24 protein-coding genes are annotated in these 25,096 nt (G+C 66.3%); 16 read left to right on the plus strand and 8 right to left on the minus strand.

The window, feature by feature from the left end:
- Nucleotides 1-26: 26 nt before the first annotated feature.
- Genes HBF32_RS18480 through HBF32_RS18490 form a run of 3 tightly spaced genes read left to right on the plus strand, consistent with a single transcriptional unit; the run spans nucleotide 27 to nucleotide 4,703 of the window.
- The gene (locus tag HBF32_RS18480) at nucleotides 27-1,847 is read left to right on the plus strand and encodes a type IV secretory system conjugative DNA transfer family protein (RefSeq protein ID WP_166701268.1); all 1,821 of its coding nucleotides are present in this window, start codon (nucleotides 27-29) and stop codon (nucleotides 1,845-1,847) included.
- Nucleotides 1,848-1,883: 36 nt separating this feature from the next.
- Nucleotides 1,884-2,696, plus strand: a complete 813-nt coding sequence (locus HBF32_RS18485) for a hypothetical protein (protein WP_166701115.1) — start codon at nucleotides 1,884-1,886, stop codon at nucleotides 2,694-2,696.
- 18 nt (nucleotides 2,697-2,714) lie between these two features.
- Nucleotides 2,715-4,703 carry a T6SS phospholipase effector Tle1-like catalytic domain-containing protein gene (locus HBF32_RS18490; RefSeq protein ID WP_166701269.1) on the plus strand — a complete coding sequence of 663 codons (1,989 nt, stop codon included), beginning with the start codon at nucleotides 2,715-2,717 and terminating at the stop codon, nucleotides 4,701-4,703.
- A 129-nt stretch (nucleotides 4,704-4,832) separates the two neighbouring features.
- Here the strand turns inward: HBF32_RS18490 and HBF32_RS18495 are convergent, their stop codons facing one another.
- Nucleotides 4,833-5,069, minus strand: coding sequence for a twin transmembrane helix small protein (locus HBF32_RS18495; protein ID WP_072322441.1), 237 nt, complete (start codon nucleotides 5,067-5,069; stop codon nucleotides 4,833-4,835).
- 41 nt (nucleotides 5,070-5,110) lie between these two features.
- Between HBF32_RS18495 and HBF32_RS18500 the strand changes: the two genes are divergently transcribed.
- The 4 genes from HBF32_RS18500 to cyoE are packed head-to-tail and all read left to right on the plus strand — an operon-like array spanning nucleotide 5,111 to nucleotide 8,449.
- On the plus strand, nucleotides 5,111-5,821 hold the full coding sequence (locus HBF32_RS18500; RefSeq protein WP_166701270.1) for an SURF1 family protein: 711 nt from the start codon (nucleotides 5,111-5,113) through the stop codon (nucleotides 5,819-5,821).
- Nucleotides 5,821-6,387, plus strand: a complete 567-nt coding sequence (locus HBF32_RS18505) for a hypothetical protein (RefSeq protein WP_166701271.1) — start codon at nucleotides 5,821-5,823, stop codon at nucleotides 6,385-6,387. The genes HBF32_RS18500 and HBF32_RS18505 overlap by 1 nt, the downstream gene beginning before the upstream one ends.
- Entirely contained in the window at nucleotides 6,387-7,535 is a 1,149-nt protein-coding gene (locus tag HBF32_RS18510; RefSeq protein WP_166701272.1) for a COX15/CtaA family protein, read from the plus strand. Before HBF32_RS18505 ends, HBF32_RS18510 begins: the two co-directional genes overlap by 1 nt.
- A complete protein-coding gene (cyoE, locus tag HBF32_RS18515; RefSeq protein ID WP_166701273.1) occupies nucleotides 7,532-8,449 on the plus strand; it encodes a heme o synthase in 918 nt (305 codons plus the stop codon). Before HBF32_RS18510 ends, cyoE begins: the two co-directional genes overlap by 4 nt.
- Before the next feature lie 81 nt (nucleotides 8,450-8,530).
- Here cyoE and HBF32_RS18520 read toward each other — a convergent pair whose 3' ends face one another.
- The gene (locus HBF32_RS18520; protein ID WP_166701274.1) at nucleotides 8,531-9,367 is read right to left on the minus strand and encodes an alpha/beta fold hydrolase; all 837 of its coding nucleotides are present in this window, start codon (nucleotides 9,365-9,367) and stop codon (nucleotides 8,531-8,533) included.
- Entirely contained in the window at nucleotides 9,360-10,424 is a 1,065-nt protein-coding gene (gene hemH / locus HBF32_RS18525; RefSeq protein ID WP_166701275.1) for a ferrochelatase, read from the minus strand. Before hemH ends, HBF32_RS18520 begins: the two co-directional genes overlap by 8 nt.
- Nucleotides 10,425-10,532: 108 nt before the next feature.
- Between hemH and HBF32_RS18530 the strand changes: the two genes are divergently transcribed.
- Genes HBF32_RS18530 through HBF32_RS18550 form a run of 5 tightly spaced genes read left to right on the plus strand, consistent with a single transcriptional unit; the run spans nucleotide 10,533 to nucleotide 13,291 of the window.
- Nucleotides 10,533-11,219 carry a lipid-binding SYLF domain-containing protein gene (locus tag HBF32_RS18530; protein ID WP_166701276.1) on the plus strand — a complete coding sequence of 229 codons (687 nt, stop codon included), beginning with the start codon at nucleotides 10,533-10,535 and terminating at the stop codon, nucleotides 11,217-11,219.
- A gap of 41 nt (nucleotides 11,220-11,260) precedes the next feature.
- Entirely contained in the window at nucleotides 11,261-11,509 is a 249-nt protein-coding gene (tatA, locus tag HBF32_RS18535) for a twin-arginine translocase TatA/TatE family subunit (protein ID WP_166701277.1), read from the plus strand.
- 13 nt (nucleotides 11,510-11,522) lie between these two features.
- Nucleotides 11,523-11,912, plus strand: coding sequence for a Sec-independent protein translocase protein TatB (gene tatB / locus HBF32_RS18540; protein WP_166701278.1), 390 nt, complete (start codon nucleotides 11,523-11,525; stop codon nucleotides 11,910-11,912).
- Nucleotides 11,899-12,657 (plus strand): twin-arginine translocase subunit TatC, encoded by a 759-nt coding sequence (gene tatC, locus HBF32_RS18545; protein ID WP_166701279.1) that lies wholly within the window; start codon nucleotides 11,899-11,901, stop codon nucleotides 12,655-12,657. The genes tatB and tatC overlap by 14 nt, the downstream gene beginning before the upstream one ends.
- 4 nt (nucleotides 12,658-12,661) lie before the next feature.
- Nucleotides 12,662-13,291 (plus strand): hypothetical protein, encoded by a 630-nt coding sequence (locus HBF32_RS18550; RefSeq protein ID WP_166701280.1) that lies wholly within the window; start codon nucleotides 12,662-12,664, stop codon nucleotides 13,289-13,291.
- Between the two features lie 98 nt (nucleotides 13,292-13,389).
- Here HBF32_RS18550 and HBF32_RS18555 read toward each other — a convergent pair whose 3' ends face one another.
- Both HBF32_RS18555 and HBF32_RS18560 read right to left on the minus strand, forming a co-directional pair.
- Entirely contained in the window at nucleotides 13,390-14,727 is a 1,338-nt protein-coding gene (locus HBF32_RS18555; RefSeq protein ID WP_166701281.1) for a S41 family peptidase, read from the minus strand.
- Between the two features lie 11 nt (nucleotides 14,728-14,738).
- Complete coding sequence (locus tag HBF32_RS18560) at nucleotides 14,739-15,911, minus strand: murein hydrolase activator EnvC family protein (protein WP_166701282.1); 1,173 nt, start codon at nucleotides 15,909-15,911, stop codon at nucleotides 14,739-14,741.
- 315 nt (nucleotides 15,912-16,226) lie between these two features.
- On the opposite strand from HBF32_RS18560, the gene gltB reads away from it, so the two are divergent.
- The 4 genes from gltB (at nucleotide 16,227) to HBF32_RS18580 (ending at nucleotide 24,097) form a co-directional block, all read left to right on the plus strand.
- Entirely contained in the window at nucleotides 16,227-20,678 is a 4,452-nt protein-coding gene (gltB, locus tag HBF32_RS18565) for a glutamate synthase large subunit (RefSeq protein WP_166701283.1), read from the plus strand.
- On the plus strand, nucleotides 20,675-22,114 hold the full coding sequence (locus tag HBF32_RS18570; RefSeq protein ID WP_166701284.1) for an FAD-dependent oxidoreductase: 1,440 nt from the start codon (nucleotides 20,675-20,677) through the stop codon (nucleotides 22,112-22,114). Before gltB ends, HBF32_RS18570 begins: the two co-directional genes overlap by 4 nt.
- A 189-nt stretch (nucleotides 22,115-22,303) precedes the next feature.
- Entirely contained in the window at nucleotides 22,304-23,062 is a 759-nt protein-coding gene (locus HBF32_RS18575; protein ID WP_166701285.1) for an NRDE family protein, read from the plus strand.
- A gap of 240 nt (nucleotides 23,063-23,302) precedes the next feature.
- Nucleotides 23,303-24,097, plus strand: coding sequence for an SDR family NAD(P)-dependent oxidoreductase (locus HBF32_RS18580; RefSeq protein WP_166701286.1), 795 nt, complete (start codon nucleotides 23,303-23,305; stop codon nucleotides 24,095-24,097).
- Nucleotides 24,098-24,155: 58 nt separating this feature from the next.
- Here the strand turns inward: HBF32_RS18580 and HBF32_RS18585 are convergent, their stop codons facing one another.
- The 3 genes from HBF32_RS18585 to HBF32_RS18595 form a co-directional block, all read right to left on the minus strand.
- Nucleotides 24,156-24,464, minus strand: coding sequence for a hypothetical protein (locus tag HBF32_RS18585; protein WP_166701287.1), 309 nt, complete (start codon nucleotides 24,462-24,464; stop codon nucleotides 24,156-24,158).
- Entirely contained in the window at nucleotides 24,461-24,856 is a 396-nt protein-coding gene (locus HBF32_RS18590; protein ID WP_166701288.1) for a YchJ family protein, read from the minus strand. Before HBF32_RS18590 ends, HBF32_RS18585 begins: the two co-directional genes overlap by 4 nt.
- A 91-nt stretch (nucleotides 24,857-24,947) precedes the next feature.
- Nucleotides 24,948-25,096, minus strand: a 149-nt coding sequence (locus HBF32_RS18595) for an integrase core domain-containing protein (protein ID WP_166701289.1), incomplete at its 5' end; no start/stop codon positions are given.

Genomic DNA, 25,096 nt, shown 5'->3' on the forward strand with positions numbered 1-25,096 from the left:
TGGCGATATCGCAAGGAGTGTTCTTCATGGATCCATGGAAGACGGCCGTCGCCGTCGCTGCAACACCGATCGCCCTCGCCGCGGCCGCCTACGGTTCGGGTCGTCTCGTCTATGAACTGTTGGGCATCGACGGTCACGCCGTGCAATGGAACACCGCATGGCAATACCTGAAGGCGATCGACCAGCCGAATTTCCAGCCTTATGCCTGGCGCATCAAGCTGGCACTCGGCATCGGTTGCGCGGTGCCGTTCCTCGGCTGGTTTGCGGGGATGGTTGCCCTGTTTCGGAAGGGTTCGTCCGCTTCCTCCACCCACGGCGATGCATGCTTCGCTTCACTGCCTGAATTGAGGAGGGCAGGCCTGCTGACCCGCAAACCGGAAAGCATCCTTATCGGGACATTCAAAGGCCGCAAGCTATGGCTCGGCGGCGCCCAGCACGTCATCACCATCAGCCCTACCCGTTCGGGCAAGACCACCAGCCTCGCCATTCCAGTGCTCCTGACGTATGGGCACTCCATCGTCGTGCTCGACCTAAAGGGCGAGCTGTACAAGGCCACAAGCGGACAGCGCAAGGTCATGGGTCAGGACGTCCTGGTCTGGGCGCCGTATGACGAAGATGGCAAGACCCATCGCTTCAACCCGATGACCTTGCTGGCCGGCGTGAACCCGGCCCGGCGGATCGGCGAACTGCAGACCATCGCCGCCATCCTTTACCCGGACCAGCCAGGGGCCGACCCGTTCTGGACCACCCAGAGCCGTGCGGCGTTCACCGCCTTTGCCTCGTACATGTTCGAAGCCTGGGACAGGAAGCATCCGGGAAGCAGTGGCGCCGCGGCGTCCCTGGTCAATACATCACCGTATTTCCCAAGCTTCGAACGTATCCTGCGCTTCTCCAGCGGTACCGACGGGCAGACCACACGAGGGATGTTGGGCACCCTCCTGAAGGACACGACGCCGGGCCACCTCAGCCCGCAGACCCGCACGGTGTTCGCCAACCTCGCGGGCCTTGCCGAGGACACCTTCTCCTCGGTTATCGCCGGCATGCAGGCGCCCCTGCAGCAGTTCCTGAGCCCGATCCTGGCCGCGGCGACCAACGCGACGGACTTCGACATCCGCAGCCTGCGGAAGAAACCGACCACCCTCTACGTCAACATTCCGACGAACAAGCTGGACGAGAGCAGCAAGCTGCTGAACATCTTCTTCAGCACGGTGATCGGCAACAACCTGGACAAGCAGCTGGGCGAGGAACCCGACCTCAAGTACCAGATGCTCATGCTCATGGACGAATTCACCGCCATGGGCCGGGTGGATGTCTGGGCCAAGCGCATCTCCATCGCCGCCAGCTACGGCGTGCGTGACCTTTGCATCATCCAGAGCCGCGCCCAGCTGAGCGGCACCTACGGCGAGAACGACGCCCAGAACTTCATCACCAACCACGGTGCGCAGATCGTGTTCGCGCCACGCGAACAGGCCGATGCGAACGCGTACAGCGAGATGCTGGGCTACCGCACGGTGCGGAAGCAGCAACGCAGCACCAGCCACGGCGGTGGGGGCAGGCAGGTCTCGACCAGCCATGTCGAGGAGCGCCGGGCGCTGCTGCTCCCGCAGGAGATCAAGGAACTGCCCGCCGACGACGAACTGATCTTCTTCGAAGGATGCAAGCCCATACGGGCGCGGAAGAACTGGTTCTTCAAGGACAAGGCATTCAAGGAACTCGTCGGCTTGCCGCCTGTCCCGGTTCCCACCGCGGTTGTTGCAGTCGAAAGGGAGCAGGGGTCGCCACGAATATCACCGCCCCGCGTTGGGCAAAGCCTCGGCGCATTGCGAAGGGAATCTGTCGCGGCTTGACGCGATGGAAGTTCACCGCGTTCAACGGAGACGTCCATGTCCACGGAAGGCGAAGATTTCGGCGAGGAAGGCGCACGCCCCTCCTCGCTCATCCCCGTACACAAGCTGTCCACGCGCGATCCGCTGCACGACATGCAGCTGCTGCGCGACGTGGCGATCATCAACGAGCAGGTACGGCGTGAGTTGGGACCCCCGCCACGCGTCGTGCCTCAGCAGAAGCCCGAGAAGGAATCGGAAGACATGAAACCTCGCGACCTTGCCATGGCGGCGCTCCTGGGCACGAGTCTTGTGGGAGTACCTGCATGTTCACCAACCACACCGGTGTCGAAAAGCGGCGTCGACACCATGGCCAATTCTGATCGCCAATCATTCAACTGGCCGTTGAGGTTTACAGAGCACAAGTTTACGGCTGTCTGTTACAGCACCCTGGCATGCAATGTATGGTATGCCGGCGTGCGGTCCGGTGATCGTGAACCGTCGTCACCTTCTTCAGAGTATGGCCCGAATTACCTCGACCACATTCTGGGTGGCCATACCGGCATCGCCAACTTTCCCGAGCCGGCGGAGTTGGCATGGAGATCCATGGATGGCGTCGAACATGAGGCTCGGATCGACATTGGCGAGATCTTTCGCGATCGGGTAATCCGGCACCGCGTCCCCAGGGAAGAGGTATCGGAGCAGCCGAACCGCACTCCCGGTGAGAACCCGCAGATCATGTTGGAAATCAATGACCGGACAGTCCGCGTCTATATGCGCGCGTTCATATCGACCAGGCATCTCCAGAAGCCGGGTAATCCATATAGCGGCTTCCGCAATGACTTGATACTCGCCAAAAGCTATCACTACTAGACACACGGAGTGTGATCCATGGGACAACTTCTTTCTGGGGGAACCACCCGTCCGGCGAGCTCCAGCGATCTGGAAGCCTACGAGCGGATGCGCGAGCAGCAGTCGAAACAGGCCGTGCCTGTGCTGCATCATCGCGACGAGTCGCACGAATACCTGTTCGTGGCCCTGTTCGATGGCACCGGGCAGAGCGCTTACAATCATCGGCAGGATCTGACCAACATCGGGCATTTGAAGGAGCAAGCCGAAAAACTGAGACGCCAGTCAGATCGCCGGATCGGCGTTGGTTATGCCGAAGGTATCGGCACACAGAAAAATCCGCTTACCCGCGCCATCGACGGTGCTTTTCCGTACACGTGGGACGACAAGATTCGCAAGGTCTACCGTGATCTCGCGGAACAGACGAGTCAATGGATAAGTGAAGACCCGCAGGCGCAGATTCGGTTGATCGGCGTTGGCTATAGCCGCGGTGCCGTGCTGGTTCCAGGGTTGGCCCGGCTTGTCGATGAATTTGGCGTCGCCGATCCCGAGGGTTTGGAATTCGGCCATGACGCCCACGGAAATATCACCGTGGAGTCGACTCGGATCCTCGTTCCTCCGGGCGAAGTCGCCCAGGCCGTCGGTCTGTTCGACCCGGTCGGCACCAACCTGCCGAAGAACTACGACGCGCGCCTGCCCAAGTCCGTGCTGTCCGGCTTCTCGCAAATCGCCCGCGACGAACAGCGCGAGCTGTTTCCGCACCTGACCATTCTCGATCCGGACTGGTCCGACGACGGGCGCTTTCTCAGCGCCACCTTGCCCGGCGGCCATTCGAACATCGGCGGTGGCAATGACGAGGCGGGGCTCGAGACGCTGGCCTTCAACGGCATGGCCGACTACCTCAACGCTCTGAGCGATCGGCCGCTTTTCAACCATCGAGTTCCGCCGGAAGATCCCGCGCAATTCACCATCTTCCAGGCCAGCGGTGCGACGGCCGCCTTCGGGCTGCGCATGGACAAGGACGGCCGGCGCGACCTCCGCGACGAGCTGGCGAACTGCACCATCGTCGATATCTGCCGCGATGCCGAGCCGGTGGATGTGTCATTGGCAAACCGGTTCGACTGGCAGCACGTCACCCCGCAGCTTACCCACGCTCTGCCGCGCCTTCCGGAAGCCGCCGAGGTCACTCGAACCGCCGAAGCACCGGCGATCCCCGTTCCCGCACCGCCCCTGCCATGGCCCGTCGCACCGGTCATCCGGCTGGACGACGCCAGCCACCCCGACCACGCCCTGTACCTGACCGCGCAGGCGCAGGTGCACGACCTCGATCGACAATCCAACAGGACGCCCGACCAGCGCAGCGACAACCTCAGCGCTGCCCTCGTCGTCGCCGCTCGCGCGGACGGCCTTCGCCGCATCGACCGTATCGAACTGAGCGAAGATGCTTCCACGCTGACCGCCATCGAAGCCGCTTTCGGTCGACCGGAGAAGCGCAGCGAGGTGCCGGTGGTGGCTTCGCTGAACACGACGATGGCCCGCAGCGCCGACCAGTGGTCGACCGCCATGCACGACTTCGAGCAACACCCGACGCCCTTGCGCGAGGTGGCACAGGAGGCATCCATCGACTCCCCTCGGATACGGAACCCTTCCGATCGCCTTCCCACCTCATCGATCCTCGGCCGGAACGATCCGCGCCACGCCGACCATCCGCAGCACGAGCTCTACAAGGAACTGGCCCGCTGCGTTCCCGATGCCTCGGAAGACCGCCTGCTGGAATTCACCGCCGCCTGCCATACGCACCGGATCAAAGCCGAGACCCTTCACGAGATTCGCCTGGACGACGATCGGATGACCATCGAATTCATCGGCTCGGGATTCCTGGACACGCCGGCCAGGATCGACCTGGATAAGGCGCCGCCTATTCCCGAACAAGCCATCGAGCAGATCCAGCACTACGACCAGCGACAGGCTCAGATCATGGAAGAGGTGCGCACGCAGCAGGCGCAGATGAGCATGGGCCGCTCGCTTTGAGGGAAAAGCCGATGTAGCGCTCCGGACTTACCACGCACTGAGGCGCTGGCCCCTGCCTCCAAGGGGCGGCGACAGGAGGACTCATGGCACCAATTGCCGCACTGCGCCTTGGCCCCGGGGCTGCCCGCGCTAGAATTGCCCGACCCCGTGGGGGTGCAGCCAGCCCATGAAGATGCCCAGCGCCACCATGGCGATGAGCAGCAGGGAGAGGCCGATGCGGCGGGTGAGGGCCCAGACCGTACGCTTGCTCTGGCCCTTGTCGGTCATCATGAAGAACAGTGCCTGGCCGAGGTTGAACAACACCACCAGCAGCAGGATCACCAGCGCGTATTTATAGATGGTTTCCACGTGACCGTTCCGCCCCATTGCGACAATCCGAGTATAGCGGCGGCCACGCGGGGTCTTATATGACCTTTCTGCGCCGTCCGACGTGGTTCGCTGTCGCACTGACCGTGGCCGGCATCCTCGTTTTCATCCGCCTGGGCGTCTGGCAACTGGATCGCGCGGCGGAGAAGGACGAGCTCCTGCGACGCTTCGCCGCATCCGCGGCCGCGGGCGTCGAGGAGTTCGGCATGGTGGCGGAGACGCCACCCGTGGACCGCTACCCGCGCCTGGACCTCGCGGGACGCTTCGTCCGGGATCATTACTACCTGCTCGACGACCAGACCCATGCAGGCCAGGTGGGCGTGCATGTCTACGCACCCTTCGCCCCGCGCGGGCGCGACCGCTACCTGTTGGTGGATCTCGGTTTCCTGTCCAAGGACAATGGCGCGAACCCGCGCCTGCCGCCGTTGCCGGCCGGCGAAACCCATGTACATGGCCTCTACGTGCCCCCTCCGGGCGTGGGCATCCGCATGGGCGGCGACAGCCTGCCGGGCCAGCACGCTGCCGTGAAGACCATGGTGTACGTCGATCTCAAGGAAATCGGCGCCGACCTCGGCCGCTCGCTGTATCCTCGCGTGTTGCTGCTGGACGCCGACCCGGCAAGCATCTATACGCGCGACTGGACGCCCGGCTTCATGCCACCGGCGCGGCACCGCGCGTATGCCTTCCAATGGTTCACCTTCGCCCTGGCGGCGGTGGTGATCTTCGTCCTCCTGCATCGCAAGCGACGCTGATGACCGATCCGAACGCCAAGACCCCTCCACCGCGCAGCGGACGCCTGAAGCTCGTGCTCATCATGCTCGTCTTCCTCGCGCCGATCCTCGCCGCCGGCCTGCTCACCCTGTCCGGCTGGCAGCCGGAGGGGAAGGGCAATGGCCAGCCGATCATGCCGCAGCGCAGCCTGGCCAACGTTCGCGTCGACGTGGACGGCAAGCCCTGGGCCTGGCGCGACAGCGAGCCCCGCCTCACGCTGGTGGTCCTCCCGGGACCGGACTGCGGCGCGCGCTGCATCCAGACCCTCGCGCTCATGCGCAATGCGCGCATCGTGCTCAACCGCAACGCGGATCGCCTGCGCCTGCTTTATATCGGCGCGGCACCCACGGGCGCCGATGCGGATCCGGTGATGCGCGACTACGCGACCGGTACCGACCCCAGCGACGCCTTCGCGCCATTCCGGCCCGCCGCGCCGGACAGCGTCGCCGCCGTGCTCGTCGAATCGAACGCCACCGCGCTGGCATGGTATCCGGCCGGCTTCGATCCGAACGGCCTGCGCAAGGACCTGCAGAAGGTGATCCGCTGATGTCGTCGCGAGCCGTGACATTCCTCCGTACCCTGGCCCTGCTGGCCGCGCTGTTCGCTTTCTGCGTGGTGATGTTCGGCGCCTTCGTGCGCCTGTCCAACGCCGGTCTCTCCTGTCCCGACTGGCCCACCTGCTACGGCAAGGTCACCTGGCCGGGCCATGCGCAGGATATTGCGCAGGCGAACCAGGCTTTCCCCGATCGTCCCTACGAGACGCACAAGGCCTGGCGCGAGCAGGTCCATCGCTTCCTGGCCGGCAGCCTGGGCGTGATGGTGCTGGCCATCGCGCTGGTGTCCGCGTGGCGCCGCCGCTTCGCGGTGGCCGCCGTGCTCCTCGCCGCAGTGTTCGCGGCAGTGGGCGTCGTCATGTACATGCGGGGGGAGCACGTCGTTTCGTCGTGCCTGTCGGCGCTGGCGATCGCCTTGCCGCTGGCCGCCGCCGCGAAGCTCGACCGGCCTGGCGCATGGAAGGTAGGCGTGGCGGTGCTCGCCGTGATCGTCTTCCAGGCGATGCTGGGCATGTGGACGGTGACGCTGCTGCTGAAGCCCATCGTGGTAATGGGCCACCTGCTCGGCGGCCTCGCCACCTTCGCGTTGTTGGCGTGGGCCGCGCTGCGCTGGTGGCGCGTGGGTACGCCGGACGATCGTTTCGCCACCCTGCGCCTGCCGGTGGCCATCGGCATCGGCGTGCTGGTGTGCCAGATCGCCCTCGGCGGCTGGACCAGTTCGAACTATGCCGCGCTCGCCTGCGGCACCGATTTCCCGAAGTGCCTGGGCCAGTGGTGGCCGCAGACCGATTTCCGGCAGGCCTTCGTGCTCTGGCGTGGCGTCGGCGTGAACTATGAAGGCGGCGTGCTCGACATGGCGGCGCGCAGTGCCATCCAGATCGCCCACCGCATCGGCGCGCTGGTGACCTTCTGCTACCTCGGCTGGCTGTCGCACCGCCTCGCTCGCGCCGGCCTGCGCAAGGCGGGCGTCGGTGTGGCGGTGGTCCTGGTGGCGCAGGTGCTGCTGGGCATCGGCAACGTGTACCTCGGCCTCCCCCTGCCTGTGGCGACGGCGCACAATGGCGTCGCCGCGCTGCTGCTGTTCACCCTGCTGGCCGCGTTGGCGAGCACGCAGCGCCTGCCTGTCTCGGAGTCCCCGTGAACGTCCTGGGCCAATACCTCGAACTGACCAAGCCGCGTGTCGTCGCGCTGCTGGTCTTCTGTGCCGTCATCGGCATGTTCCTTGCCGTGGACGCGAACGGACAGCGCATGCTGCCGGGCTGGCACGCCGTGGTTTTCGGCACGCTCGGCATCTGGCTGGCCTCGGCCTCGGCGGCGGCGTTCAACCACCTCATCGACCAGCGCATCGACAAGCTGATGGCGCGCACCTCGCATCGTCCGCTCGCCACGGGGCAGCTCACGCCGATGCAGGTGTTCGTGTTCGCGATGTCGCTGGGCATCGTCTCGATGCTGGTGCTGGTGTTCCTGGTGAACATGCTCACCGCGGTGCTCACGTTCTTCTCGCTGATCGGCTACGCGGTGATCTACACCGCCTACCTGAAACGCGCGACCCCGCAGAACATCGTGATCGGCGGTATCGCCGGCGCGGCGCCGCCCATGCTGGGCTGGACTGCCGTCACGGATTCCCTGCACCCGTACGCGCTCCAGCTGCTGCTCATCATCTTCGTGTGGACCCCGCCGCATTTCTGGGCCCTGGCGATCTTCCGCGTCGACGACTACTCGCGCGCGCAGGTGCCGATGTTGCCGGTGACCCATGGCGTGACCTACACGCGCTGGCACATCCTTTTCTACACGATCCTGCTCTTCGTGGTGACCTTGCTGCCGTTTTTCACCGGCATGAGCGGTCTCATCTACCTGTTCGGTGCCGTCGTGCTGGGCGCGGGTTTCCTCTGGTATGCGATCCGCCTGCTGAATCCGCCGGACGAACTGTTCGCGATGAAGACGTTCAACTATTCCATCGTGTACCTGATGGTGCTGTTCGCCTTCCTGCTCGCCGACCACTGGCTGGTCGATCCGGTGATCCAGACCGGGTTTCGATTCGAGCCCGTGGCCTGAAGCGCTGCTGTAGGAGCCGCTATAGCGGCGAGGAAACCTGGCGACACCGTGGCAAGATTTCCCTCGCCGCTATAGCGGCTCCTACAACGCTTCGGATAGCCACGCGGCGACTTTGGCCGGGTGTTCGAGGTGCAGGTGATGCCCGCCGTCCATGTGCGTGACGCGGATGTCCGCCACGCAGTCGATGCGCACCTGTAGGGCTTCAGGTTCGAGATAGGGCGGATGCGGTCGTGCCAATAGCAGCGAGGTCGGTGCAGCGAGTCCCAGCAGCAACGCCATCACCTGCGTTTCGGCGAGCCGGATGGCCGTGGGGCGCGACAGGCGCGGATCGCTGCGCCAGCTGTAACCGCCGTCGACTTCGCGCAGGCCGCGTTCGACGATCGGCCGGGCCAGCGCGGCGTCGAGGCCGCCCACCAGGGCACGCGCGTCAGCGGCATCGTCGATCGTCGGGAAGACGCGCAATGGCCGGTTGCCGCCAGCCTTCGAGGCCATCGCCTCGCGGAAGCGGTCGAGCGTGCGCGATCCGTCGTCGCCAAGCGGGCCCAACCCTTCGACGAGGGCCAGGGCGCGGACGCGCTCGGGGGCGGCGATCGCGACCAGCGTCGCCACGCCAGCACCCAGGGAATGACCGAGCAGATGGAAGCGCGGCAAGGCCAGGGCATCGGCGGCGGCCAGCACGGCCCGCGCATAGTCGACATGCTGGTAGACGGTGCTTTCCGGAAAGTGCTGCGAATGCCCATGACCCGGCAGGTCGAGCGCGATCACATGGAAACGATCGGCCAGCAGCGGCGCGAGCAAGGCGAAGCTTGCCGCGTTGTCGAGCCAGCCGTGCAGCATCATGAGTGGCGGTGCGTCTGGCTCGCCCCAGGCCAGGCCGGACAGTTCCAGGCCCGGGATCGACAGCTTCAGCTCACGCATGCGCGCCGTTTCCCGCGGAGAACTCGGGCCACCCCTGGCCATGCCTCCGTACGAGGGTGGAGAGCGCCCGGACGTGGGACGCCGTGGCGTTGAGGCAGGGAATGTAACTCAGCGTGTCGCCGCCGGCCTCGATGAAAAACTCGGCATTCTGCATGGCGATCTCCTCCAGGGTCTCCAGGCAGTCCACGGCGAATCCCGGACTGACGACGTCGATGCGCTTGATGCCCTGCGCGCCGAAGGCCCTCACCGTCTCGTCGGTATACGGTTGCAGCCAGCGTTCGCGCCCGACCCGCGACTGGAAGCTGATCGGCGCCTCGGCTTCCGAGAGGCCCAACGCCTCGCGCAGCCGTCGCGCAGTTTCCTGCGATTGCTCGAAGTAGGGGTCGCCTTCGCGCACGTAGCGTTCGGGGATGCCGTGGAAGCTCATCAGGAGCTTCTCGCCCCGGCCGTGTGCCTCCCAGTGGGCGCGCACGCTGTCGGCCAGCGCCGCGATGTAATCCGGTTCCGCATGGTAGTCGTTGACCTGACGCAGCTCGGGCGGCCAGCGCAGGCCCTTGATCGTGTCCGCGACGGCGTCGAACACGCTGCCCGTGGAGGTGGCCGAGTATTGCGGATAGAGCGGCAGCACCAGCAGCCGGCGCACGCCCTGGCGCTGGAGGGCCGCGATGCTGCCGGCGATGTCCGGTTGCCCATAGCGCATGGCCAGCGCGACGCGTACCGGCCCGGCGACGTTCGCGGCGAGTTCCTGCTGGAGCGCGGCCGCCAGGGCCTCGCTGTAGACGCGCAGGGGCGAGCCTTCGGGCGTCCAGATGCGCGCATAGGCATGGGCCGAGCGTTTCGGGCGCACCCGCAGGATCACGCCGTAAAGGATCGCCTTCCACAGAAGGCGCGGGTAATCGATGACGCGCCGATCGCTCAGGAACTGGGCGAGATAGGGTCGCACGGCGGCCGCGGTGGGCGCATCAGGTGTACCGAGGTTAACCAGCAGCACACCGGCCTTCGGCGCATTGTCGTGGGTTTGACCGGCTGGGCCGGTATAGTCTGGGTAACCTGGCATCGGCGTCCGGCGCTCGCGGGGGATCGTTGCAGTCTGCCATACGGCGGCGTAGCGAGGCTCGCACGGCATGCCGCAGCCGATGCCCATCCGCGCCAAAAGGAGCCACCGATGTCCCCACGCCTGTTCAGCCTGCTCGTCCTGGGATTCATGACCCTGCTGCCTTCGATGGCGGCACAGGCGGCCGATCCGCCGCGGAAGCAGGCCCGCGAGGCCGTGCGGGTACTCAGGGACATGGTCGAGGACGCTCCGGACAAATCCCTGCCCATCGACATGCTGAAGAACGCCCACGCCATCGCGGTCATCCCGAAGATGGTGAAGGGCGGTTTCGTGTTCTCGGGTACGAAGGGCGAAGGCCTCATCTCGATCAAGCACGACGGTGTCTGGTCGAACCCGAATTTCATCTCCCTCGCCGGTGCCGGGGTGGGATTCCAGGCGGGCATCCAGTCCGCCGATGTCATCCTCGTGTTCATGACGGACAGGGGCGTCAACGAGATCATCAACGGCAAATGGACGATGGGCGCCAATGCCGGGGCCGCCGCCGGCCCGGTGGGCCGCTCGGCCACCGCCGCCACCGACGGCCGGATGAACGCCGAGATCTACACCTACGCCCGGGCCAAGGGCCTGTACGCCGGGATCGCCCTGGACGGCGCCCATTTCAGCATCGACGACGACTCGAACGAGGCTATCTACGGCCCCGGGATCACGGCGCGGCGGATTTTCGAGGGGGGCGTGACGAACGTTCCAAGCGAGGTCGTGGAATTCAGGGATAAACTGGAGGAGTACACTAGCCGCTGACTTCCGTCCCATCGGCCGCCCAGGGCGGCCCCGAGGTTTCCATGAGCATTACCCATATCGTCCTCCTGCTGCTCGTCGTCGTGCTGATCTTCGGTACGAAGAAGCTGCGTAACATCGGCTCGGACCTGGGCGGTGCCATGCGGGACTTCAAGAAGGGCCTGGACGGCGACGAAGAGGCCCGCCAGCAGCGCGAGCGCGAGGAAAAGCTACGCGCCGACCCGCCGCCGTCGACCCAGGTCCCGCCGGCCGCCCACAGCGAGACGAGCGAGCCGCGCGACCGCGCGCCGTGATCCCGGCGGCAGCATGATCGACATCAGCCTCACCAAGCTGCTGCTTCTCGCGGTGGTGGCGCTCATCGTCCTCGGACCCGAGCGCCTGCCCCACGCCGCGCGCACGGCCGGCGCCCTGCTGCGCCGGATGCGCAGCGGCTGGGACAGCGTGCGCGCCGAGGTGGAGAGGGAGATCCAGGCCGAGGAAATCAAGCGCACCTTGCGCGAGACCGCCGAGAACGCCCGAGCCACGCACGACAGCGTGCGCGAGGACATCCGCGCCGCCGGTGCCGGCATCCGCGAGACCGGCGAACAGGTGCGCCACACCTTCACCGAAACCCAGGTCGCTCGCACCGAGCCGCGGGAACCGGACCCGGCGCTCGACATGCTCCCGCTGAAGAACGATTCGCATGACCGCACGTGAGCCCGATCCATCGCCTGACGACGTGGTCGAAGAAGGCCTGTTCTCCCATCTGATCGAGCTGCGCTCTCGGCTGCTGCGCGCCATCGTGGTGCTCCTGGTCGTTCTCCTGGCCCTGGTGCCGGTGGCGAACCACCTGTACGCCGAACTGGCCAAACCGCTGGTGGAGCGCATGCCGCAGGGAGCGCACCTGATCGCCACCGAGGTGGCCAGTCCCTTCGTCACCCCGCTGAAGCTCGCCTTCTTCGTGGCGCTGTTCATCAGCATGCCGATGATCCTCTACCAGCTCTGGGCGTTCGTGAGCCCGGGCCTGTACCGGCACGAGAAACGTCTTGCCAGGCCGCTCCTGGTGGCGTCGCTGCTGCTGTTCTATGCGGGCTGCGCCTTCGCGTATTTCGTCGTGCTGCCGGCGGCGTTCAAGTTCCTCAACGCCGTGACGCCCGAAGGCGTGGCGATGATGACCGACATCACGCATTACCTCGATTTCGTGATGCTGATGTTCTTCGCCTTCGGCCTCTGCTTCGAGGTGCCGGTGGCCGTCGTGATCCTCGCGGCGATCGGCGTCGTCGACGCCGACAAGCTCAGGAAGGGGCGCGGGTACGCCATCGTGGGCGCCTTCGCCATTGCCGCCTTCATCACGCCGCCCGACCTGCTCTCCATGATCATGCTCGCGGTGCCCATGTGCCTGCTCTACGAGCTTGGCCTGCTGGCGGTGCGTTTCCTGCTGAAACCCATGCCATCGGAGTGATCGCATGGGCGCCTCGATCGGCTGGCTCGCAGTCAAAGGCAAGCGCGGCGAAGAGGTGCTCGACGCGCTCGAGCTGGTGCGCAACGAGCAGACGGCGAGCCATCCGCACCGGGGTTTTTCCCTCGCTTTGCCGAACGGCTGGTTTGCCGTGCTCACGCGCTTCGCGGCGCCGCTGATCGCCGATGACGCCATGCGGCGTCTTTCCCGCGGCTGCGTGGTGGTCACCTGCGAATACGACGACCACGTGATGGTCAGTTCGGCTACCTGCTACGTCAACGGCCTGCGCAACTGGCGAGCCGAGCACGACGGGCAGAAGGACGATACGCGCGATCTCTCGACCAGCGGCAGCCTGCCGGCCGCCTTCGACGCGATCCATGCGCGGATCGAAGCGATACAGGACGCGGCGGACGCCGAGGGCGACGATGTCGACCATTACTATTCGCTGCCGATAGAACTCGCGCAGAGCGTCACCACCTTCCATGCCGACCTGCCTGCGTCGGCCTTCGGCGCGGCCGCCTACGAAGGCTGGACCCTGGTCGAGGCCACGACCGCCGTCCCGGCCGATCCCGATCTGCCGCGCAAAGTGCGCAAGGCGGTAGCCAAGGCCTCCCGCCCCTGGTGGAAGTTCTGGTGATGCCGTCATGCCTGCGAAGGCAGGCATCCAGCGCCTTTCGGCATGATCGTGCGTAGAGTCCCTGGGTCCCCCTGCCTTCGCAGGGACGACAACGGGGGTTAACGCGACCGGTTCAGCGCCATGCCTTTGAGCACGTTGAGCGACTGCGATAGCGCGTAATCCTCGATGGCCAGCTTGCCGTCGTCGTCCGCCGCATGCTTGTCCTCGGTGGCCGCCTTCTCGTTGACGAGGTGGTTCGGCAGGTCCGCTTCCGAGCCGATGAGTTGCGGCGGCGTGTCCGCCTTGTTCACCGACAGGTCGGCGAGGGCGATGTCCGGCTTGATGCCTTCGGCCTGGATGGACGTGCCGTTGGGCGTGTAATAGCGCGCGGTGGTGATCTTCACCGCGTGGTCCTGGTCGAGCGGCAGCACGGTCTGCACCACGCCCTTGCCGAACGTGCGGCGGCCCATGATGAGCGCGCGGTGGTTGTCCTTCAGCGCGCCGGAGACGATCTCGGCCGCCGAGGCGGTGCCGTTATCGGCGAGGATGACGATCGGCGCGCCCTGGAGCATGTCGCCCGGATGCGCGTCGAAGTGCAGGTTCGCGTCCGGCAGCCGGCCCTTCGTAGTGACGATGGTCCCACCATCGAGGAAGGTATCGGCGACGCCCACGGCGGTGGTCAGCAGGCCGCCGGGATTCGAGCGCAGGTCGAGCACCGCGCCGCGCGGCGCGCCGTTCTTCTTGATGTAGTTGCCCAGCTTCTTGTCCAGGTCCGTGGCGGTGTCCTCCTGGAACTGGCTGAGACGGATGTAGACGAAGCCGGGTTCGAGCTGGCGCAGCTTTACGCTGGTGACGTTGATGCGCTCGCGCACCAGCGACAGGTCGATGGGCTTGTCCGACTTCTCGTGGAGGATCGTGAGCGTGATCCTGCTGCCGGGATCGCCGCGCAGCTTCTTGAAGGCCTCGTCGATATTCTGGTTGTCGACGACCATGCCGTCGACCTTGAGGATGGTGTCCCCGGGCTTGATGCCCGCGCGCGACGCCGGCGTGTCATCGATGGGCGAGACGATCTTCAGCATGCCGTCCACCTGCAGCACCTCGATGCCGAGGCCGCCGTACTGGCCGGTGGTGTCCTCGTCCAGTTCGTCGAGGCCCTCCTTGTCCAGGTATTCGCTGTGCGGGTCGAGGTTCTGCAGCATGCCGCCGATGGCGGCGTTCATGATGGTCTTGTTGTCGAGCTTCTCGACGTAGGCCTGCTGCACGATGTGGTAGACCCGCGTGAAATTGCGGATGTCGTCGAGGCTCACCTCGTCCGCGTCCTTCATGACGGCGGCGGCCGTGGTCGAGGAGGCGGCGGGTGCGTCGGGCTGCTTGAGCTTGTGCTGGGCCTGGGCCGAGGGAATCGCCAGTGCGCCCAGGGCGAACAGGAGGGCGAGGCGAAGAGGGTGCTGGCGCATACCTTGGGTCCTTAGTGCCGTTTGCCGAGCCAGCCGCGCGCATCGATGGGCTTGCCGCCCTGGCGCAGCTCGAAATAGGCGCCGTTCTCGCCGGCGGGCGCCGCGGCGGTGCCGACGGCTTCGCCGGCTTCCACCATGTCGCCCACGCCGTGCAACAGCGTCTCGTTGTTACCGTACATGCTCATGAAGCCGTTGCCGTGGTTCACGATGATCATCATGCCGTAGCCCCGGAGGAAGCTTGCGAATACCACGCGTCCGCGCGCCACCGCCTTCACCTCGCTGCCCCGCGGCGCCACGATGATGACGCCGTTGCCATAGGCGTGCACCGGGCCGTTGGTGGGCCAGGGCAGGTTGCCGCGAAGGTTGGACAGCGGAGCGGACGGGGGCGAGCCTTTCGTCGCGGGTGCCGGCTCGGCCGCCTTCGCCGCCTCGTCGATCACTTTTTGCAGGCGGGCGACGAGGGCGTTCATGTCCTGCTCGTTCTGTTTCAGGGCGGCCATGCGCTGGGCCTGGTCCTTGTACTTCGCGTCGGCCTCGGCGGCGAGCTTCTGCTGCGCGCCCCGCTGCCGTTCCAGTTCCGCGGCGCGCTTCTCGCGTTCCGCGCGGGTCGCCTCGAGCTTCTGCTGTTCGGCCGTGATGGCGGTTTCGACATCCTGCAGGCGGGAAAGATCCGCGAGCAGGCCGCGGATCCGTTCCACCCGGTTCTCCTGGAAGTAGCGGGAGTAGGCGAGGGCGCGGGAAATCCGGTTCACGTCCTCGTCGCCCAGCAGGAGCTGCAGGTCCGAGCCGCGGCCGAGGGTATAGGTGGCGCGGAGGAGGTCGCCCAGCGCACCCTTCTGCTTGTCCAGCCCGGCCTGCATCTCCGTCCGCTGGGCGTTCAGCTGCTCGAGGTCGTGGCGGCGCTGCGCCAGGTCGGCCTCGATCTCGCGGACGGCCTTTGCCGCGGTCGACACCTGCTCGGCCTGCTTCGCCAGGGCGGCGTTGGCGCTGTCCCGGGCATTGGCCGTTTCCCGCTGCTCGCGGGTCAGGGACTCGATGTCCTTGCGGACCCCCTCCAGCTTCTGCCGCGCATCCTTCTGTTCCGCCTGGGCCTTGTCGTCCTGCGCGGCCCGGGCCGGCGGGAGGGTGGCGACGCTGGCGACGGCGAGGGCAAGGGCGAGGGGAAGACGGGGTATTGGGCGCATGGCTGGATTATTACCCATCCGGCCGGTGCCCCTGTAGGAGCCGCTATAGCGGCGAGGGGAATCTGCCTCGCCGCTTCATCGCTTCGTGGGCTTCTCGCCGCTATAGCAGCTCCGACAGGGGTGACGATCCGGCTCGGGCGCGTTGGTATGGCTTCGAAGCGCCGCGCCATCCCCTTTTTCGCAACTGGTCTTTTCCTAGGCCTCCTAAGAATTCCGTTTGCATTTCGTTTGGACGTCCAAATGTTTTGACGCAACGCGTCAATTGTGCCAAGAATGGGATCGTTTCCCAGCGAAACCTATGCCAAGAGGAGGCGGATGGTGAAGCAAGGCAATCCGCGCCTCTACGACGAGGCGTTCGAACACGACAGCTGCGGCTTCGGTCTCGTCGCGCAGATAGACGGCCATGCCAGTGCGGCACTGGTCGACACGGCGTTCGCCGCGCTCGCGAAACTTTCGCACCGCGGCGGCGTGAACGCCGATGGCATCAGCGGCGACGGCTGCGGCGTGCTCCTGCGCCGCCCCGTGGAATGGTTGCGCGCCCTGGCGAGCGAGGCGGGTATCGCCCTCGCCACGCATTTCGCCAGCGGTCTCGTCTTCCTCGATCCGGACGGCGACGACGCAGCGGCGCGTGTACTGGAAGACGAACTGGCCAAGGTGAACCTGTCGGTGGCGGGTTGGCGCGACGTGCACGTCGACGCCTCCGCGTGCGGCCCGCTCGCATCCTCGTCGATGCCGCGCGTGCGCCAGGTCTTCGTCGACGCGCCGGGCGATCTCGCGCCGGACGCGTTCGAGGCCGCCTTGTTCCGCGCGCGCCGCCGCGCGGAACTCGCGCTCGCGCACGACAGGCATTTCTACGTGGTGTCGCTGTCCGGCGAAGTGGCCGGCTACAAGGCGATGGCCGCGCCCGGCCGCCTGCGCGACGTGTACCCCGATCTGAAGCATCCGGCCCTCGTCGCCGACGCGGTGGTCTTCCACCAGCGCTTCTCCACGAACACCTCGCCGCAGTGGCGCCTGGCCCAACCGTTCCGCTTCCTCGCGCACAATGGCGAGATCAATACCATCCGCGCCAATCGCCGCTGGATGCAGGCGCGTACATCGGTGCTCCGATCCGATCGCGTCGACCTTTCCGATATCGGCCCGCTGGTGCGGCAGAGCGGTTCGGATTCCGAAAGCCTCGACAACGCGCTGGAAGTGCTGCTCACCGGCGGCATGGACCTGCTCGCCGCCATGCGCGTGCTGGTGCCGCCCGCGTATGCCGCGCGCGAGGACATCGACGAGGACCTTGCCGCCTTCTACGAGTATTACGCGCTGCACAGCGAGCCATGGGACGGTCCCGCCGGCCTCGTGATGTGCGACGGCCGGTATGCGGCCTGCACGCTGGACAGGAACGGCCTGCGCCCCGCGCGCTGGTCGCTGTCCGACGACAACCACCTCATCGTGGCTTCCGAAACCGGCCTCTGGGACGTGCCCTCGTCGCGCATCGTCGCCAAGGGGCGTCTTGCTCCGGGCGAGATGATCGCGGTGGATTTCCGCGAGCACCGCCTGCTGCGCAACGCCGACATCGATGCGATCAACCGTGCCCGTGCGCCGTTCCGCGACTGGCTGCGCAACGGGGTGACCTACCTCGAATCCGACCTCATCGATCCCAGCCTGGCCGCGGAGCCCCTGCCCGCGGAGGAGTTGCGCCGGTACCAGAAGCTCTACGGCCTCTCGCGCGAGGAATGCGAGTCGGTGCTGAAGGTGCTCGCCGAGACGGAAGCCGAGGCGACCGGATCGATGGGCGACGACACGCCGATGGCGGTATTGTCGCGGCAGATCCGCCCCTTGTTCGACCGCTTCCGCCAGGGCTTCGCCCAGGTGACGAACCCGCCCATCGATCCCCTGCGCGAGCGTCTGGTGATGTCGCTGGTGACGCAGATCGGGCAGGAGCGCAACATTTTCGATCTCGGACCCGAGAACGCGAAGCAGATCCTGCTGAACTCGCCGATCCTGTCGCAGCGGAAACTGCGCCAGATCCTCGCCAATCCCGCGTACGCCGACACGCCGCGCTTCGACCTCATGTTCGGCGGCGACGAGACGCTGGAGCAGGCGCTTCGGCGCATCTGCGACGACGTCGAGGCAGCGGTGCGGCGCGGCGTCCAGATCGTGTTCCTCAGCGACCGCTATCCGCGCCGCGACCTGCTGCCCATCCACGCCCTGCTCGCCACCGGCGCGGTGCATGCGCGCCTGGTCGATACCGGCCTGCGCTGCCAGTGCAACATCATGGTCGAGACGGCCACGCCACGCGACCCGCATCACTTCGCCTGCCTGCTGGGCTTCGGTGCCACGGCGATCTATCCGTGGCTCGCTTACCAGAGCCTGTTCGACATGGGCCGCAGCGGCCACATACGCAAGGGTGAAGGCGCACCTCGCGAGATCGGCCGCAACTACCGTCGCGGCATCCGCAAGGGTCTCCTGAAGATCCTGTCGAAGATGGGAATCTCCACGGTCGCCGGCTATCGCGGCGCGCAGCTGTTCGAGATCGTGGGTCTCGCATCCGAGGTGGTGTCGCTGTGCTTCCCGGGGACGCCTTCGCGCATCGGCGGTTCCGGCTTCGCCGACCTCGAGCGGGAACAGCGCCTGCTCGCCGCCGAAGCCTGGGACGAGGCGCAGGCACTGCGTGCCGGCGGCCTCTATAAGTACGTGCACGGCGGCGAGTTCCACATGTACAACCCGGACGTCATCGCCAGCCTGCAGGTGGCGGTCCGCACTGGCGAGTGGACGGATTACGAGAGGTACGCACACTATGTGGACACGCGTCCGCCGTCGGCGCTGCGCGACCTGCTCGTCCCGCGCGAGGCCACGCCGGTGCCGCTCGACGAGGTGGAGCCGGTCGAGGACATCCTGAAGCGCTTCGATTCCGCGGGCATGTCGCTTGGCGCGCTGTCGCCCGAGGCGCACGAGGCATTGGCCATCGCGATGAACCGCCTCGGCGCGCGCAGCAATTCGGGCGAAGGCGGCGAAGATCCCTCCCGCTACGGCACCGACCGCGCATCGAAGATCAAGCAGGTCGCTTCGGGCCGCTTCGGCGTCACCCCGGCCTACCTGGTCAATGCCGAGGTGCTGCAGATCAAGATCGCGCAGGGCGCCAAACCCGGCGAGGGCGGTCAGCTGCCGGGTCACAAGGTGGATGCCACCATTGCCCGGCTGCGCTACGCGAAGCCGGGCATCGGCCTTATCTCGCCGCCGCCGCACCACGACATCTATTCCATCGAGGACCTCGCCCAGCTCATCCACGACCTGAAGGAGGTCAATCCGCAGGCGCTGGTGTCGGTGAAGCTCGTCTCCCATGCGGGGGTCGGCACGGTCGCCGCAGGCGTGGTGAAGGCGGGCGCGGACCTCATCACGGTATCCGGGCACGACGGCGGCACCGGCGCGAGTCCGCTCACGTCGATCAAGTACGCGGGCACGCCGTGGGAGCTGGGTCTCGCCGAGACGCAGCAGACGTTGCGCCTCAACGACCTGCGCGGCCGCGTGCGCCTGCAGACCGATGGCGGCCTCAAGACCGGCCTCGACGTCGTCAAGGCGGCGATGCTCGGCGCGGAGAGCTTCGGTTTCGGCACCGGGCCGATGGTGGCGCTGGGGTGCAAGTACCTGCGCATCTGCCACCTCAACAACTGCGCGACCGGTGTCGCCACGCAGCATCCGGTATTGCGGCAGAAGCATTTCCTCGGCCTGCCCGACATGGTGATGAACTACTTCCGCTTCGTCGCCGAAGACGTGCGCCGGCACCTCGCGCGACTGGGCGTGCGCTCGCTCGCCGAACTGATCGGCCAGAGCGACAGGCTCGAGCAGCGCGATGGCGTGACCCCGGTACAGGAGCGCCTGGACCTTTCGCCGTTGATCGGCGACGACGGCCTCGGCGCCAAAGTGGATTTCGCCTGCACGCTGGGACGGAATCCGATGCGCGACCCCGCCGCGCTCGCGAGCCGCATCGCCGCCGACACGCGGATCGCGGTGACCGAAGGATCGGGCGGCACCTTCCGTTATCCCATCGTCAATACCGATCGCGCCATCGGTGCGCGTCTCTCCGGCGACGTGGCACGCCAGTGGGGCGATGCCGGTATGGCCGAACGGCCGATCAACCTGCACCTGGCCGGAGCGGCGGGGCAGAGCCTCGGCGCATGGAATGCGGCCGGCGTGCATATCGACCTCGTCGGCGAAGCCAACGATGGCGTGGGCAAGGGCATGGCCGGTGGCCGCCTCGTCATTCGTCCGCCCGCCGACTCGCCCTTCGCGAGCCGGGACGCGTCGATCATCGGCAACACCTGCCTGTATGGCGCCACGGGGGGCGAACTCTTCGCGGCGGGGCAGGCGGGCGAACGCTTCGCCGTGCGCAACTCCGGCGCGTTGGCCGTCGTGGAAGGCGCGGGCGACCACTGCTGCGAATACATGACCGGCGGCGTGGTCGCCGTGCTGGGCCGCACGGGGCTCAATTTCGGCGCGGGCATGACGGGTGGGTTCGCCTACGTGCTCGACATCGAGCGCAGCTTCGTCGACTGCTACAACCATGAACTCGTCGACATCGTGCGCATCTCGCACGAAGGCATGGAGCATTACATGCAGCACCTGCGCCGGCTCATCGCACGCCATTCCGAACTCACCGGCAGCGCCTGGGGCGCTCATGTGTTGGGCGACTTCCGCGGCCTGCTGCAGCGGTTCTGGCTGGTCAAGCCCAAGGCGGCAAGCCTCGACGCGCTGGCCGAAGAATTGCGGAGCGCCGCATGAGCGCGAAGGATTTCCAGTTCCTCGAGACTCCCCGGCAGACGCCGCGCACCGTGCCGGTGGCGGTGCGCGTGCTCGGTTACGGCGAGATCTCCGGCGACTTCGCCACGCCGGAGGCTTCGGCGCAGTCCGGGCGCTGCATCGATTGCGGCAATCCCTATTGCGAACACGCGTGCCCGGTGCACAACTACATCCCGAACTGGCTGAAGCTCGTGCAGGACGGCCGCCTCTTCGAAGCCGCCACGCTCATGCACGAAACCAACCCGCTGCCGGAAATCTGCGGCCGCGTGTGTCCGCAGGATCGTCTTTGCGAAGGTGCGTGCACGCTGGAGCAGGGCGACTTCGGCGCGGTGACCATCGGCAGCGTGGAACGCTGGGTCACCGACGAGGCCATCCGCCAGGGTTGGCGTCCGGATCTTTCCCGCGTGCGCGACACGGGCGCGCGCGTCGCCATCGTCGGTGCGGGGCCTGCGGGGCTTGCGTGCGCGGATCGCCTGCGTCGCGCGGGCATCGCCGCGGATGTCTTCGATCGCCAGCATGAGATCGGCGGCCTGCTCACCTTCGGCATTCCGCCGTTCAAGCTCGACAAGACCGTGGTGCGCACCCGGCGCATGGTGCTCGAGGGCATGGGCGTGCAATTCCATCTTGGTATCGAGATCGGTCGCGATATCCGATTCGACGACCTGCTCGCGGATTACGATGCTGTCTTCGTCGGCACGGGTGCTTATACCTATGTCGATGGGCGGCTCGAAGGTCGCGAGCTGCGTGGGGTGCACGATGCGCTGCCCTTCCTCGTCGCCAATACCGAGAGGCTCCTGCGCGAAGAGCCGCCGTCGCCGGAATACGATCTCGCCGGCAAGCACGTGGTGGTGCTCGGCGGCGGCGACACGGGCATGGACTGCAATCGCACGGCGATCCGCCTGGGCGCCGCCTCGGTGACCTGCGTCTATCGTCGCGACGAACCGAGCATGCCCGGTTCGCGCCGGGAGGTCGGCTACAGCCGGGAAGAGGGCGTGCGCTTCCTCTTCCAGCGCCAGCCGGTGGCCCTCGTCGACGATGGCAGCGGCCATGTTGGCGCCGTGCGCATCGTCGAGACGCAGCTCGTCGAAGACGGCGACGGCCGCCCCCATCCGCAAAACGTGGCGGGCAGCGAAGCCGATCTTCGCGCCGATGTCGTGATTCAGGCCTTCGGCTTCCAGCCGAGCCCGCCGGACTGGTGCGACGCCTTCGGCATCGAGCGCGACCGCCATGGTCGCATCCTGACCGGCGGCGAAGGACGGTTGCCCCAGCAGACCAGCCACCCACTTGTCTTCGCGGGTGGCGACAACGTGCGCGGCGCCGACCTCGTCGTACGCGCCGTTTACGACGGTCGCGAAGCGGCGGCGTCGATCGCACGGATGCTTGCGGCTGAAAAGTCGAACAACGCGGTCGCTGCCTGAGAGGCGTGTTCTCCCGGCAGCCCCGTCTCGTCGCCCCTCCGCAGGCAGGGGTCCAGCGACTTCCTCGCGACCTCCTGTGAAATCCGGGGTTCCTGCCTTCGCAGGAACGACAGGCGCCGATTCGACCCTCTTGGCTTCATTCGTCCCGGCACCCACAATGGCTCCCATGCTTCCCCGGGCAACCACCCCATGTGCCTGATCGCTTTCGCCTGGCAAGCGCATCCGCGCTGGCGCCTCGTCCTCCTGGGTAATCGCGACGAATTCCACGCCCGCCCGACCGCTCCGCTGGCACCCTGGGACGAAGCCCCGCAGATCGTCGCAGGCCGCGATCTCGAAGCCGGCGGCACATGGGCCGGCGTCGGTACGCAGGGGCGCGCCAGTGTCATCACCAATGTGCGCGATCTCACGGCGGACCATAGCGGCCTTTCGCGGGGGCTGCTGGTGGCCGATTACCTCAGTTCCACGGTCCCGGCGCGCACGCATGCCATCGAACTGATGGCGAGTGCCGGGCAGTACCGCCCCTTCAACCTGCTCACCTTCGACCGCGAAGACGCCTATTACCTGGGCAACCATCCGCATGCGCGGGCGCAACCGGTCGAACCCGGTGTCCATGGGCTGAGCAATGCGGACTTCAATGCGCCCTGGCCCAAGACGCGCACCCTGGTCCACCGGCTGCAGGAGTGGATCGCGGCGGGAGGGGACGAGGATACGGATGCGCTTTTCGCCATGCTCTCCGACCAGGGGCGTTGGCCGGACGACGTGCTGCCGGACACCGGCATCGGCATCGAGCGCGAGCGTTTCCTTTCGAGCGCGTTCATCGTCGGGGACCGCTACGGCACCCGGGCCAGCACGATCGTCCTGATCGACCGCGAAGACCGCGCCACCATCGTGGAACGTCGCTTCGGCCCCAATGGCGTCCCCGAAGGCCAGACCCGCCAAGACCTGTGAGCCGGTCTTGTGCTACGACCTCGCGCTGCACTGGCTCCACCCTGTAGGAGCCGCTATAGCGGCGAGAAAACCTCGCGATCACCCGGCAAGATTGCTCTCGCCGCTATAGCGGCTCCTACAAGAAGGCGGCACCGTTGGTCGTTTCCAGTCCAAAGTCTTTTGCCCGCCGGGCAATTGAATCGCCCGTTTCATGCCCCGACGATCGGGCGAGCATCCCTTTCTTCTTTTCCCGGAGTTTCCATGCAAATCGACCTCAGCAACCGCAGCGCCATCGTCACCGGTTCCACCGCCGGTATCGGCCTGGCCATCGCCACGGGTCTCGCGAAGGCAGGTGCCTCGGTGGTGATTACCGGCCGGACCCAGGCGCGCGTCGACGAGGCCATCGCCGCCGTCAGGAAAGTCGCCTCGGACGCGAAGATCTCGGGCGTCGCGGCCGACCTCGGTACCGCCGAAGGCGGCGCGGCGCTGATCGCGGCCGTGCCCCAGACCGATATCCTCGTGAACAACCTCGGCATCTTCGAGCCGCGCGATTTCTTCGAGATCGACGACGCCGAATGGAGCCGCTTCTTCGACGTGAACGTGATCTCCGGCGTGCGCCTGTCGCGTCACTACGCCAAGGGCATGGCCGAGCGCGGCTGGGGCCGCGTGCAGTTCATCTCCAGCGAATCGAGCATCCAGACGCCGCCGGAGATGGTGCACTACGGCGTGACCAAGACCGCCCAGCTCGCGGTATCGCGAGGTCTGGCCGAAGTGCTCGCGGGTACCGGCGTCACCGTGAACGCGGTGCTTCCCGGCCCGACCCTGTCCGAAGGCGTCAGCGAATTCTTCGGCAAGATCGCGAAGAACGAAGGCAAGACACAGGAGCAGGTGGAGCGCGAATTCATCCAGACGCATCGTCCCACGTCGCTCATCAAGCGTCTGCTCAGCGTGGACGAAGTGGCCAACGTCTCGGTGTTCCTCGCTTCGGAAGAAGCATCCGGCACCACCGGGGCGTCGTTCCGCGTAGACGGCGGCGTAGCCCGCCTAATTCTCTGACCGCGCGCGCGGCTCCTGCCATGGTGTAGGAGCCGCTACAGCGGCGAGGCACGGTTCCTCAATCCCCAACCTGACAAACGATGCGCGCAAACGCCCCATCGTTCCGCTGAAACTCCGGCCGCGGCGAATGAAAGTGCCGATCGCTCAAGGTGACGGCCGTCACTTTATCCATGCGAAAGAACTTCCATCCCGCGGACACCCCGGACGCGCTGGCACCCGCGACCTGATAGGCGCTCAGCAGGCGATCCCCCGCATGATCGTCGCCATACACATAAGGCTGCACCAGCCGCTCGGCCCCACCGTACTCGACGACAAGCAGCCGCATCGAGCGGATCGCTTCGCAGATGGTCTCCTCGAAGCCGCTCACGACAGCTCGCCATCGACGTAATACCAGCGACCGTCCTCGCGGACGAAGCGGCTGACTTCGTGCATGCGTTCCGCGCTTCCGCCGCCCATACGTAGCCGTGCGACGAATTCGACGATCGCGGTATCGGGTGTGGGATTTTCGTGGCGCTTCACCGAGAGACCGAGCCAGGTTGGCTTGGGCGATTGTGTCGATAAACCGAGCGACGAAGGCCGCGTACTCGGATGCCATGTCTCCAGAAGATATTCCTCGAGACCTAGCTTGTAAGCGCTGTAGCGCGAACGCATCAGGGCCTCGGCGGTGGGCGCCGCCAAGCCCCCGTGCCATTGGCCGCAACACGCGGAATACGGTGTTTCGCCGTCGCAGGGGCAAGGTTGAACAAGCGAAGGAGTCATGGAGGCGCCAGTAGGATATGAATTTGTATCAAGCTGATGCACTGACAGATTTCGGCAATTGGTGACCTGCCCCCACCAGCCGTACCAATGATCACTGTGAAAGTCCGGGGTTGAAGATTACTGCGTTGTTGTCCTGTTGTGCGCGGTGGTGAGCAGCGAATTGCGACGGTGGGATGCGGCCACAGCTGCTATGGGGGCGCACCTCGTTGTAATCTCGACGCCAATCCCCGATCACGCCGC

It is taken from the genome of Luteibacter yeojuensis, assembly GCF_011742875.1.
GTDB lineage: Bacteria > Pseudomonadota > Gammaproteobacteria > Xanthomonadales > Rhodanobacteraceae > Luteibacter > Luteibacter yeojuensis.